The sequence below is a fragment of the Massilia genomosp. 1 genome (assembly GCF_011682185.1).
GTDB classification, from domain to species: domain Bacteria; phylum Pseudomonadota; class Gammaproteobacteria; order Burkholderiales; family Burkholderiaceae_D; genus Telluria_A; species Telluria_A rubra.
The window spans coordinates 50959-63584 of the sequence record NZ_WHJF01000021.1; the positions used below are offsets into that span (position 1 = coordinate 50959).

Genomic DNA, 12626 nt, shown 5'->3' on the forward strand with positions numbered 1-12626 from the left:
CGCGCGTTGGCCTGAATTAGATGAAGCCTAAAGTATTTCCGAGGTGAATGATGAACCGTAACGACTGCCTTGCCCTCGACGCCGGCGATGCCCTGGCCCCCCTGCGCCAGCAATTCGACCTGCCCGACGGCCTGATCTACCTCGACGGCAACTCGCTGGGCGCCCGCCCGCGCGCCGCCCTGGCCCGCGCCCAGGACGTCATCGCGCGCGAATGGGGCCGCGACCTGATCACCAGCTGGAACACGGCCGGCTGGTTCGACCTGCCCAAACGCCTCGGCGACCGCCTGGCCCCGCTGATCGGCGCGCGCGCCGGCGAGGTCGTCGTCAACGACACCACCTCGCTCAACCTGTTCAAGGCGCTGGCCGCGGCCCTGCACATGCAGTCGGGCTCGCCCGAGCGCAAGCTCATCGTCACCGAACGCAGCAACTTTCCCACCGACCTGTACATGGCCCAGGGCCTGACCGGCTGGCTCGACCGCGGCTACGCCGTGCGCCTGGTCGACTCGGTCGCGGAGCTTCCCGGCGCTGTCGGGCCAGACTGCGCCGTCGTCATGCTCACGCACGTGAACTACCGCACCGGCTACCAGCACGACATGGCCGCCATGAGCCGCCACGCGCACGAACAGGGCGCGCTGATCCTGTGGGACCTGGCCCACTCGGCCGGCGCCGTGCCGCTCGACCTGCACGGCGACGGCGCCGACCTGGCCGTCGGCTGTACATATAAGTACCTCAACGGCGGCCCCGGCGCGCCGGCCTTTATCTGGGTGCCCGAGCGCCACCAGGCGGCCTTCACCCAGCCGCTGTCGGGCTGGTGGGGCCACGCCCGGCCGTTTGCCATGGCGCCCGAATTCGAGCCGACCGCCGGCATCGGACGCGCGCTGTGCGGCACCCAGCCGATCGTCTCGCTCGCCCTGGTCGAATGCGGGCTCGCAATCTTCGAACAAACCGCCATGCACGCCATCCGCGCCAAGTCGCTGGCCCTGACCGATATGTTCATCGCCCTGGTCGAAGAGCGCTGCGCCAGCCATCCGCTGGGCCTTGCCACCCCGCGCGAGCATGCGCGGCGCGGCAGCCAGGTGAGCTTTACCCACCCGCACGGCTACGCGGTGATGCAAGCCCTGATCGCGCGCGGCGTCATCGGCGACTACCGCGAGCCGGCCATCATGCGCTTCGGCTTTACGCCGCTGTACACCAGCTTTGCCGACGTCTGGGACGCGGTCGAGATCCTGCGCCAGATTCTGGACGACCGAGCCTACGATATTGCCGCCAGCCGCGGCGCAGTAACCTGACCGAACAGCCTGAGAGCGAATCATGTCCGAAGAAGCAAAATGCCCGGCCCAATGGCACGGCGCCAAGATGGATTTCAGCGAAGCGATGAGCTACGGCGACTACCTGGGACTCGACCAGATCCTGGGCGCCCAGCATCCACGCTCGCCCAACCACAATGAAATGCTGTTCATCGTGCAGCACCAGACCAGCGAATTGTGGCTCAAGCTGATGCTGCACGAATTGCACGCGGTGCGCGCCAACCTGCGCGCCGGCGAACTGGCGCCGGCCTTCAAGATGCTGGCGCGGGTGGCGCGCATCATGGACCAGCTGGTACACGCCTGGGACGTGCTGGCGACCATGACGCCGACCGAATACACCGCCATCCGCCCGTTCCTGGGCGCGTCGTCGGGCTTCCAGTCGCACCAGTACCGCGAACTCGAGTTCCTGCTCGGGAACAAGAACGCGGCGCTGTTGAATGTACACGACACCGCGCCGGCGGCGCACGCGCTGCTCGAGCGCGAACTGCGCGCGCCCTCGGTCTACGACGAAGCGGTGATGCTGCTCGCGCGCAGCGGCTTTGCCATCGCGCCCGAACGCCTGAACGCCGACTGGACCCTGCCGACCCGCGCCGACGACTCGGTCAAGGCGGCCTGGCTGACCGTGTACCAGGACCCGTCGCAGCACTGGGCCTTGTACGAACTGGCCGAAAAGCTGGTGGACATGGAGACCGCCTTTCGCTTCTGGCGCTTCCGCCACGTGACGACGGTCGAACGCATCATCGGTTTCAAAACCGGCACCGGCGGCACGGCCGGGGTGAGCTACCTGCGCAAGATGCTCGATGTGGTGCTGTTCCCGGAGTTGTTCGCGCTGCGCACGGCCCTGTAAGCGGGGCAAGCGCGCGCCCGCCCTCACACGACTATTTGAGGCTGAGCCAGCCGTACAAATTGCCGCGTACCGCCCTGCCGGCCACGGTGGCTGGCGTGAAGCGGCACGATTCGATGAAAGCGCTCGCCGCGCTGACGCGAGCAGGGTCGCTCTCCTCGAATTTGATGCCGAACGGCTTGCCCGCTTCATCGAGCAAAAAGCGCACGAGCATGGCGTCGTCGCGCGCAATCACCTTGCGGGTGAAGGGAGTGAAGCCGCCGAACAAGGCCGACGCCTGGCAACTGCCCTCCACCAGCGCGGCGGGCGAAGGCGCCTGCCCATTGTCGCGCAGGGCCCAGTCGTGGGCCTTCCTCAATCGGGCAGGCACCGCTTGCGGCCCGGCCGGCACCTCGTAGCGGCAACTTGACAGCGTGCGGATCGACATCTGATCGACGATTTTCCAGCCGCTGCTGCGCGCAATGCGAATCGATGCCGGCCGCCCGCGATCGTCGACCTCGTAACTGAGGACGGTGCTTCCTTCGAGTTCATAGCGCATCGCTTCCGGCACCCACTGGGGTGTCTGGCAGCCGATCAGGCTCGGTTCATACAGCTCACCCGCGGCCTCCTGGGCCCGGCCAGTGACGGCGGCAAGCAAGGTCACAAGCACTGCGGCGACCCGGTAGATTGATTTGATCACGCTCACGCTTTCCATTGATTGATATCGGCCCCATGCCGGACCCCGGAATGTTAAGCGATTCACCGGTACTTGCAGTAAATCAGTGTTTCTTCCACGCCGCACGGCGGAAAGGTTTCCATTGACTTGCAGGAGAGCGTGATGTCAAATGTTCCACAGTGACCTGAAAACGATTTCAAAACTATTCGGGGACCACAGGCGCCAGCGCGCGCCGCATGCAGAACCGAGATGGCAGCAAGCCCGATCCCGCCACTGGCGCGTCGCCCCTCGGTCACCGACATCCCTTCAGGAGACAATAGCGATGAGCATGACCCTCAAGAACGCAGCAGCATCCCGCACTTTGACCCGCCTTGCCGGCGTCCTCGCGCTGTCGCTGTGCGCCGGCGCCGCGCTGGCCGATGTGCCGGCGCTGTCGGTGGCCGGCAACCAGGTGCTGGTCGGCGGCAAGCCGGGCAGCATCAGCGGCAGCAGCCTGTACTGGTCCAACAACGGCTGGCCCGGCGCGCGCTTCTACAACGCCGGCGCGGTCGGCTGGCTCAAGGACGACTGGAAGGCCAAGCTGGTGCGCGCCGCCATGGGCGTGGAAGAAGACGGCGGCTACATCCAGTTCCCGGCCGATAACAAGGCGCGCGTCAAGGCCGTGGTGGACGCCGCCATCGCCAAGGACATGTACGTCATCATCGACTGGCACTCGCACTACGCCTTCCGCCATCAAAACGAAGCGATCGCGTTCTTCCAGGAGATGGCGCGCACCTACGGCAACCACAAGCACGTCATCTACGAGATCTACAACGAACCGAAGGACGACGTCACCTGGGACGCCAACGTCAAGCCGTACGCGCAAGCGGTGATCGCCGCGATCCGGGCAATCGATCCCGACAACCTGATCATCGTCGGCTCGCCGCACTGGTCGCAGGACGCCGACATCGCCTCGCGCAATCCGATCACGGGCCACAGCAACATCGCCTACACCCTGCACTTCTACGCCGGCACCCACACCCAATACCTGCGCGACAAGGCCGCCACCGCCATGAACAACGGCCTGGCCCTGTTCGTGACCGAATGGGGTTCGGTCAACGCCGACGGCAACGGCGGCGTGAACTACCCCGAAACCAACGCCTGGATCGACTTCATGAAGAAGCACAACATCAGCAACGCCAACTGGGCGCTCGATGATGCCAGGGAAGGCTCGGCCAGCCTGGTGCCGGGCGCCAGTTCCAATGGTGGCTGGGCCAACTGGGACCTGAGCGAATCGGGCAAGCAGGCGCGCGAGACGGTGCGCAACTGGCCGTCGACGCCGGACGCCGGCTGCGCCACCGCCAGCGTGCCATCGACCATCCAGGCCGAAGCCTGGTGCCAGATGAGCGGCGTGCAGCTGGAAGCGACCAGCGACGCCGGCGGCGGCCAGAACGTCGGCTACATCGACAGCGGCGACTGGATGAACTACACGGTCGACGTGCCGTCCGCCGGGCTGTACACGGTCTCGTACCGCGTGGCCAGCGCCAATGGCGGCGGCAGCATCAGCCTGGAACGGGCTGGCGGCAGCCCGGTGTTCGGCACCAAGGCGGTGGGCGCGACCGGCGGCTGGCAAAGCTGGAGCACCATCTCGCACGACGTGCAGCTCCCCGCCGGCAAGCAGTCGATCGGGATCGCGGCCAAGGCCGGCGGCTTTAACCTGAACTGGATCGGCATCGCCGCCGCCGGATCGGGCGGGCAGATCGCGCTGATCCAGGCCGAAGACCATGCCAGCATGAGCGGCGTGGAGTCGGAACCGACCACCGACGCCGGCGGCGGCAGGAACGCCAGCCATATCGACACCGGCGACTGGATGTCGTACACCAACGCGCCCGTGCTCATTCCCGAAACGGGCGCCTACACGATCGAATTCCGGGTGGCCAGTCCGGGCGGCGGCGAACTGAGTTTCGAGGAAGCCGGCGGCAAGCCGAACTACGCCACGGTAGCGCTGCCGGCCACCGGTGGCTGGCAGAACTGGGCCTCGGTCAACAAGACCGTCACGCTCAATGCGGGCAGCCATTCCTTCGGGGTGTATGCGAAACAGGGCGGCTGGAACCTGAACTGGATCAAGGTGAGCAAGGCCGCGCGCTAAGCCGGACAGGCGTCGCGCCAGGCTGGCGGCGGCGCTGTCGCGGTCTGCGCCGCCGCCCGCCAGCTGGGTTATCATGCAGGTCACAATCACTTTGTCGATGCGGCGGCTGCGGCCGCCCATCGCACCTGAGACGATGCAACTGATAGCGGAAAAACTCGGCAAATCGGACAAACTCGACCGCCTGCGCTACCTGCGCGACGACGGCAGCAGTACCCAGACGGCGATGCCGCGCCAGGGCATCCTGCCGCACGACCTGGTTCACTACGTGGTCGAATCGGGGCTGGGACTGCGCAACGGCTTCACCGGACTGGTTGCCCGCGGCGCCGAGGCCAGCTTCGCCATGGAGATCGCCCACGACCCGGCCGGCCGGCAGGTGGAAACCGAGGCAATCCAGGTCGAAGCAGTGGTCGAAGCGCTCCAGACCCAGCTCTGGAGCGGCCGCTTCGACGAGGCCGACTTCGCCGAAGCGGTGCGCACGGCGTGCATTGCGCGCGAGCGCGCGCCCTTCGACCTGGCTGGGATCGATGCGCACGAACTGCTGTACGAAGGTGCGCTGGCGTTGACGGCGCGCTGGGCGTCCGTGCCCTTTCATGGATCGCTGACCCTGTCCTTCTAAGCGCGCAGCCGCACGCCTGTGACGCGGCCGGTGTGGTGTTTAGCCGTACAACCGGTGCTATCGACTCACTTACGACGGAGGGCTAATGGATTGCGATGTACTGACTTTGGCGGGGATCTGGAATTCGGGGCCGTCGCACTGGCAAACGCACTGGGAACAGCGCAACCCCGCATGGAAGCGGGTCGCACACCGCGACTGGAACAATCCCGATTGCCACGAATGGGTCGATGAACTCGATGCGGCTGTTGCGATGAGCGAAGGGCCGCCGATCCTGGTGGCGCACAGCCTGGCGTGCGGCCTGGTGGCGCACTGGGCGCGTTCGGAATCAACGCTCGGTATCAGCGGGGCCTTGCTGGTGGCGCCGGCCGATGCGGAAGGACTGTCGTTTCCGGCCGAAGCGCTGGGTTTTGCGCCGATGCGGCTGCAAAAGCTGCCGTTTCCGAGCATCGTGGTGGCCAGCACCAACGACCCGTATGTATCGATCGAACGCGCACGCGCGTTTGCCGAGGCGTGGGGCAGCCGCTGCGTCGAGATTGGCGACGCCGGGCATGTCAATGGGGAGAGCGGATACGGCGACTGGCCGGAGGGGGAGAAGCTGTTGCGGGAGCTGTGCAAGCGGGTGTCGGCCTGAGCCCGCGCTATTTCCGAGACCGCAGAATGAAGATCCGTCGTTCCCGCGCAGGCGGGAACCCAAGTTTTCCATGCTAAGCGAACGTGCCTTGGGTTCCCGCCTGCGCGGGAACGACGGTTTTAAAGGTAAGGGTCGATAGAAGTTACTTCGCGCCAGCGAGCAGCATCTCGTTCAAGCGCTTCACGAAGGTCGCCGGATCGCTCAGCGAACCGCCTTCAGCCAGCAGCGCCTGGTCGAACAGGATGTGCGCCCAGTCGCCGAACTGCGTGCTGGCCGCGTCTTCGTTCTTCAAACGCGTCACCAGCGGGTGATTCGGGTTGATCTCCAGGATCGGCTTCGACTCCGGCGCACTCTGGCCCGCCGCCTTCAACATGCGCAGCAGGTTCCCCGACAGCTCGTTTTCATCGGCCACCAGGCAGGCTGGCGAATCGGTCAGGCGGAACGTCACGCGCACGTCCTTGGCCTTCTCGCCCAGCGCCGCCTTCATGCGCTCGACCAGGTCCTTGTACGAGGTTTCGGTTTCTTCGTGTTCCTTCTTCTCGGCTTCGTCTTCCAGGCCGCCCAGGTCGAGGCCACCCTTGGCCACCGACACCAGTTCCTTGCCTTCGAACTCGGTCAGGAACGACAGCATCCATTCATCGACGCGGTCGGTCATCAACAGCACTTCCACGCCCTTCTTGCGGAAGATTTCGAGGTGCGGGCTGTTCTTGGCAGCGGTGTAATTGTCGCCGGTGACGTAGTAAACCTTCTCCTGGCCTTCCTTCATGCGCCCGATGTAGTCGGCCAGCGAGGTAGCCTGGTCGGCGTTCTCGTTGGCGGTCGAAGCGAAACGCAGCAGCTTGGCGATGCGTTCGAGGTTGCCGGCGTCTTCGCCAATGCCTTCCTTGAGAACCTGGCCGAATTCCTTCCAGAAGGTGGTGTACTTGTCCTTCTTTTCCTGCTCCTCGGCGTTGGCCAATTCTTCGAGCATGCCCAGCACCCGCTTGGTCGAGCCTTCGCGGATCACCTTCACATCGCGCGACTCCTGCAGGATCTCGCGCGACACGTTCAGCGGCAGGTCGTTCGAATCGATCACGCCCTTGATGAAGCGCAGGTAGGCCGGCATCAGCTGCTCGGCATCGTCCATGATGAACACGCGCTTGACGTACAGCTTGATGCCGCCGCGCTTGTTGCGGTCCCACAGGTCGAACGGGGCGTGGCTCGGCACGTACAGCAGTTGCGTGTATTCGCTGCGGCCCTCGACCCGGTTATGGGTATGGGCCAGCGGCGCCTGGAAGTCGTGCGAGACGTGCTTGTAGAATTCCTCGTACTGCTCGGGCGTGATGTCGTTCTTGTTGCGGGCCCACAGCGCGCTGGCCTGGTTGACCGTCTCGGTTTCGTCCTTGAGGACCGTCTCGCTTTTCTCGGCGTCCCACTCGTCCTTTTGCATCACGATCGGCAGCGAGATGTGGTCCGAGTACTTGCGGATGATCGATTTCAGCTTCCAGCTCGACAGCAACTCGTCCTCGCCTTCGCGCAGGTGCAGGATGATATCGGTGCCGCGCGCGGTCTTCTCGATCGCTTCGACGCTGTAATCGCCCTCGCCCGCCGACTCCCAGCGCACGCCCTCGGATGCGTCGGCGCCGGCGCGGCGGGTTTCGACCGTGATCTTGTCGGCCACGATGAAGCCCGAGTAGAAGCCCACGCCGAACTGGCCGATCAGGGCCGCGTCGGCCTGCTGGTCGCCGGACAGTTTGCCGAAGAATTCCTTGGTGCCCGACTTGGCGATGGTGCCCAGGTGCGAGATGACTTCCTCGCGGCTCATGCCGATGCCGTTGTCGGAAATGGTGACCGTGCGCGCTTCCTTGTTAAAGGCGACCCGGATTTTCAGTTCATGGTCGTTACCGTACAAAGCGTCGTTATTGATCGCCTCGAAGCGCAGCTTGTCGGACGCGTCGGACGCGTTCGAAATGAGCTCGCGCAGGAAGATCTCCTTGTTCGAGTACAGGGAGTGGATCATCAGTTGCAGCAACTGTTTTACTTCTGCTTGAAAACCAAGGGTTTCTTTTTCGGCGACAGCCATTTTTAGTCCTCGTGTAAGACGGGTTGAACGGATTGTGCAGAAATGGGGGTGTTCCGGGCGATTTCAAGGCCTGCGCAATCAGCGCCCCAGTTCCTTGGCCAGAAATTCCCATACGCCCGGCTCCTGGGAGGTCGACACATTCATGCGCATCCGGGTCGACGGCAGCTGGCTGGGCGAAAACAGCGCGCCCGGCGCCAGCAGCAAACCGGCGCTCATGGCGCGTTCGGCCAGGGAAATGGTATCGACACCGGTGTCGGCCCAGATGAACATGCCCGCCGGCGGCGCCACATCGATGCGCAAGCCGACCTTTTCCATCTGGCGCACCGTGCGCGCACGCACCGCGTCGAGCCGTGCGCGCAGGCGGTCGGCGTGCTTGCGGTACAAGCCCTCGGAGAGCACTTTGTAGACCACGCGCTCGCCGATGTCGCTGGTGGTGAGCGTGGCCAGCATCTTGCGGTCGCACAGGCGCTGGGCCCACTCGGGCGAAGTGGCGATGAAGCCGACCCGCAGGTTGGCCGCCAGCGACTTGGAAAAGCCGCCCAGGTAAATCACCCGTTTCAGCTGGTCGAGCGCCGCCATGCGCGTGGCCGGCTGCACCGCGCTGCCGGGATGCAGGTCGCAGTAGATATCGTCTTCGACGATGGTAAAGCCGTGTTCCTCGGCGATGCGCAGCACCTGGAACGCCTTGGCCGCCGACAGCGAGGTGGAAGTGGGATTGTGCAGCACCGAATTGATCACGTACAGTTTGGGCTTGTGCAGCGCCGCCATGGCGGCCAGCTGGGCGAGGTCCGGGCCATCGGGCAGGCGCGCGATGCCGACCACCTTCAGCCCCATCGCCGCAAAAGCGCCGAACATCAGGAACCAGGCCGGGTCGTCGACCAAAATGGTGTCGCCGGGGCGGGTGAACTCGCGCGCCACCAGGTCCAGCGCCTGGGTCACGCCGACGGTGGTGACAAACTGCTCGGGCGCGGCGTCGATTTCGAGCTCGGCCAGCTTCAGCTGGAGCTGCTGGCGCAGCGGCAGGAAGCCCTGCGGCATGCCGTAGTTAAGCAGCAGCGCGGCGCTCTGGCGGCTGACAGCGCGCAGGGCGTTGGCGATCATCGGGCCGTCCAGCCATTCGGACGGCAGCACGCCGGAACCGGGCACGCGCTGCGAGGGCGCGGGACGGAACATGTTGCGGATCAGCCAGACCACGTCGAGCGGCTTGGTTTCCAGCGGCGCCGGGGCGGCGTCCGGCGCCGAGCGCTCGCCGGCGTTCAGCGGCGAGCGCTCGCGCACGAAGAAGCCGGCGCCCCGGCGCGACTCCACGTAGCCCTTGGCCACCAGCTTGTCGTAGCTGGCCACCACCGTGAAGCACGATACGCCGTGGGTGGCCGCGAACTGGCGGATCGACGGCATGCGCGCGCCGCTGCGCAGGAGTTTATCGTCGATGCGGTTGGAGACCGAACGCACGATCTGGTCGATCAGCGTTTCGCCCGAGCCGCGCGTGAGCAGGCCCATCGCGGGAATGCTTGTATTGGTCATGGCACCGTCACAGTATGCATAATTATGTGGATAAGTGTACTTGTACTGTACTGGTTTTCTCATCTAGGATACACCCATCGACCCACCTTTGAAAGAGCGCCATGTACTTGCCGTCCCTTGCCGAACTCGATGCCGCCGCGGCCCTTGTCTACCACGCCATGCCGCCCACGCCGCAGTATTCGTGGCCGCTGCTGAACGAGGCGCTCGGCGCCGAGGCCTGGGTCAAGCACGAGAATCACACGCCGCTCGGCACCTTCAAGGCGCGCGGCGCGGTGGTCTATCTCGATGCGCTGGCGCGGCGCGCGCCCGAGGTGCGCGGCATCATCGCCCCGAGCCGCGGCAACCACGGGCAAGCGATCGCCTTCAGCGGCGCGCGCCTGGGCTTGCAGGTGACGGTGGTGGTCCCGCACGGGAACAGCGTGGAAAAGAACGCCTGCATGCGCGGCCTGGGCGCGCGCGTCATCGAACATGGCCACGACTTCCAGGAAAGCCGCGAGCATGCGCTGGCGCTGATGCGCGAAGAAGGCCTGCACATGGTGCCCTCCTACCACGACGACCTGGTGGCGGGCGTGGCCAGCGGCTGGCTCGAACTGTTTCGCGCCCAGCCCGACCTGGACCTGGTGCTGGTGCCGATCGGCCAGGGTTCGGGCATCTGCGGCGCCATCGCGGCGCGCCACGCGCTGGGCGTGAAAACGCGGATCATCGGCGTGGTGTCGAGCCATGCGCCGGCGTACCAGCTCTCGTTCCGGGCCGGGTACAGCATCGAGGCGGCGGTCAGCACGGTGGTGGCCGACGGGCTGGCGTGCCGCGTGGCCGATGCCGCGTCGCTGGCGGCGGTGCTCGAATACGCCGACGACGTGCTGGCCGTGACCGACGACGAAGTCGCGCGCGCCATGCGCCTGTATTACCGCTGCACCCACAACCTGGCCGAGGGCGCGGGCGCGGCGGCGCTGGCGGCGGCCATGCAGATCAAGGACGGGCCGCTGATCCGGGGCAAGAAGATCGGCTTACCTTTGACTGGCGGCAATGTCGACGCCGACCTGTTTCGCCACATCCTGCAAGGACCCTGAGCCATGACGAGCACCTTGACGATTGCGGCGCGGCCCGCCATGTCGGACGAGAGCGCCGGGATGCTGCTGGGGCTGGCCGGGGTTGCCCTGTTCAGCCTGACGCTGCCCTTCACGCGGATGGCGGTGGCCGGGCTCGAGCCGGTGTTCGTCGCCTTGGGGCGGGCCTTGGTGGCGGCCCTGCTGGCGGCCATCTGGCTGGTATGGAAGCGCGCCCCGCTGCCGCCGAGGTCGGCGCTGTGGCCGCTGGCGATGGTCTCGCTCGGCTGCGTGATCGGCTTTCCGTGGCTGACCTCGATTGCCTTGCGCAGTGTGCCGGCCTCGCACGGCGCGGTGCTGGTCGGCATCCTGCCGCTGGCCACGGCGCTCGTGTCCGCGCTGCGCGGCAACGAAAAACCCTCGCCCGGCTTCTGGCTGACCGCCCTGGCGGGTTCGGCCATCGTAATCGGCTTCGCCCTGCGCCAGAGCGGCGGCAGCTTCCACCAGGCCGACCTGCTGATGTTCGGGGCAGTGGCGGCAGCGGCGGTGGGCTACGCCGAGGGAGGGAAATTATCGCAGAGCATGGGCGGGCAACAAGTGATCAGCTGGGCGCTGGTATTGTCGGTGCCGCTGGTGTTACCGCTGGTAATCTGGCTGGCGTTGCCGCAGCTGGACCGGATGGCCGAGGCTGGCGCGCGGGCATGGATCGGCTTTGGGTACGTATCGATATTCTCGATGTTCATCGGCTTTTTCTTCTGGTACCGGGGCATGGCGCGCGGCGGCATTGCCCGGGTGGGGCAAGTGCAGCTACTGCAACCGTTCATGACGCTCGCTGGCGCCTGGCTGCTGCTGGGCGAGCCGCTCGAGCCCGCCAACATCGGCTTCGCCCTCGCGGTGATCGCCGTCGTCGCCATCGGCCGCCGCATGCAAATCAAACGCTAACACCCCCAACCGGGGTCAGAGCTTTAAATAGAAACTTTTTTGTTGCAAAATCGCCGAAGGCGCCGGTTTTGCAAGCTTTTCACGGCAAGCCGGGCCGATAAGCCCTTGGAACGCTGAAAATGCGATCGATCAAATGCGATCGCGTTAATAGAGAGAAAAAGTTTCGAATTAAAGCTCTGACCCTGGTTGTAGGAGTTTCGGAAGTCGTTTCACCGGTGGCTGTCCCAAGTTGTGGCCTTGGCGTGATTCCGGTGGGCAGCCGGTCGTGCCCGACGTACAATACTGCCTTGTTCTTTCTATCCGCTTCCGAGGAATCGCCATGACCGTCTACGACACACTGAAATCGCTTGATATCACCCTCAGCCCACCTGCCGCGCCCGTCGCCGCGTATGTGATGTATGTCCAGACCGGGAATCTGGTGTTTATTTCCGGACACATCGCGAAGAACGCCGACGGTTCCGTCAACGCCGGCCAATTGGGCAAGGACGTCAGCACCGAACAGGGCGTCGCCGCCGCGCGCGCGATTGCGATCGATCTGCTGGGCACGCTGCAGGAAGCCTGCGGCGGCGATCTCGGCAAGGTCAAGCGTATCGTCAAACTGATGAGCCTGGTCAACTCGACCCCCGGCTTCACCGACCAGCACCTGGTCACCAATGGCGCCTCGGAACTGCTGGCCGAGGTGTTCGGCGATGCCGGCAAGCATGCGCGCTCGGCCTTCGGCGTGGCGCAGAATCCGCGCGGCGCCTGCGTCGAAATCGAAATGATCGTCGAAGTCGCTTAAACCATCATTCATTATCCCGGACGCTGCTTATCCGGCGGCGTCTTTCCAGCCGCTTACCCAGCGTGCTCTATAATCGGCCCAGTGCGAACC

General features: G+C 65.3%; 11 protein-coding genes. 8 read left to right on the forward strand and 3 right to left on the reverse strand.

Annotation, left to right across the window (positions count from 1 at the left end; translation table 11 throughout):
• Window positions 1-47: 47 nt before the first annotated feature.
• Both kynU and kynA read left to right on the forward strand, forming a co-directional pair.
• Window positions 48-1289, forward strand: coding sequence for a kynureninase (gene kynU, locus F1735_RS10505; protein WP_167236874.1), 1242 nt, complete (start codon window positions 48-50; stop codon window positions 1287-1289).
• 22 nt (window positions 1290-1311) lie between these two features.
• The gene (gene kynA / locus F1735_RS10510) at window positions 1312-2154 is read left to right on the forward strand and encodes a tryptophan 2,3-dioxygenase (protein WP_167236875.1); all 843 of its coding nucleotides are present in this window, start codon (window positions 1312-1314) and stop codon (window positions 2152-2154) included.
• Between the two features lie 31 nt (window positions 2155-2185).
• On the opposite strand, the gene F1735_RS10515 is transcribed toward kynA, so the two are convergent.
• Window positions 2186-2830, reverse strand: a complete 645-nt coding sequence (locus tag F1735_RS10515) for an energy transducer TonB (protein WP_167236876.1) — start codon at window positions 2828-2830, stop codon at window positions 2186-2188.
• Window positions 2831-3128: 298 nt separating this feature from the next.
• On the opposite strand from F1735_RS10515, the gene F1735_RS10520 reads away from it, so the two are divergent.
• From F1735_RS10520 to F1735_RS10530, 3 genes are all read left to right on the forward strand, one after another.
• Complete coding sequence (locus F1735_RS10520) at window positions 3129-4934, forward strand: cellulase family glycosylhydrolase (protein WP_167236877.1); 1806 nt, start codon at window positions 3129-3131, stop codon at window positions 4932-4934.
• A gap of 133 nt (window positions 4935-5067) precedes the next feature.
• Window positions 5068-5550 carry a hypothetical protein gene (locus F1735_RS10525; RefSeq protein WP_167236878.1) on the forward strand — a complete coding sequence of 161 codons (483 nt, stop codon included), beginning with the start codon at window positions 5068-5070 and terminating at the stop codon, window positions 5548-5550.
• 85 nt (window positions 5551-5635) lie between these two features.
• Window positions 5636-6181 (forward strand): RBBP9/YdeN family alpha/beta hydrolase, encoded by a 546-nt coding sequence (locus F1735_RS10530; RefSeq protein WP_167236879.1) that lies wholly within the window; start codon window positions 5636-5638, stop codon window positions 6179-6181.
• Window positions 6182-6323: 142 nt separating this feature from the next.
• Here the strand turns inward: F1735_RS10530 and htpG are convergent, their stop codons facing one another.
• Together htpG and F1735_RS10540 are read right to left on the reverse strand one after the other, a co-directional pair.
• Window positions 6324-8243 carry a molecular chaperone HtpG gene (htpG, locus tag F1735_RS10535; protein ID WP_167236880.1) on the reverse strand — a complete coding sequence of 640 codons (1920 nt, stop codon included), beginning with the start codon at window positions 8241-8243 and terminating at the stop codon, window positions 6324-6326.
• Between the two features lie 78 nt (window positions 8244-8321).
• Window positions 8322-9767 carry an aminotransferase-like domain-containing protein gene (locus F1735_RS10540; protein WP_167236881.1) on the reverse strand — a complete coding sequence of 482 codons (1446 nt, stop codon included), beginning with the start codon at window positions 9765-9767 and terminating at the stop codon, window positions 8322-8324.
• A 101-nt stretch (window positions 9768-9868) separates the two neighbouring features.
• Here F1735_RS10540 and F1735_RS10545 point away from each other — a divergent pair, with 101 nt between their 5' ends.
• The 3 genes from F1735_RS10545 (at window position 9869) to F1735_RS10555 (ending at window position 12536) form a co-directional block, all read left to right on the forward strand.
• Window positions 9869-10837: a threonine dehydratase gene (locus F1735_RS10545; protein WP_167236882.1), complete on the forward strand. Its 969-nt coding sequence runs from the start codon at window positions 9869-9871 to the stop codon at window positions 10835-10837.
• A gap of 3 nt (window positions 10838-10840) precedes the next feature.
• Window positions 10841-11755 (forward strand): DMT family transporter, encoded by a 915-nt coding sequence (locus tag F1735_RS10550; protein ID WP_229505705.1) that lies wholly within the window; start codon window positions 10841-10843, stop codon window positions 11753-11755.
• Window positions 11756-12074: 319 nt separating this feature from the next.
• Window positions 12075-12536: a RidA family protein gene (locus F1735_RS10555; RefSeq protein WP_167236883.1), complete on the forward strand. Its 462-nt coding sequence runs from the start codon at window positions 12075-12077 to the stop codon at window positions 12534-12536.
• Window positions 12537-12626 lie beyond the last annotated feature (90 nt).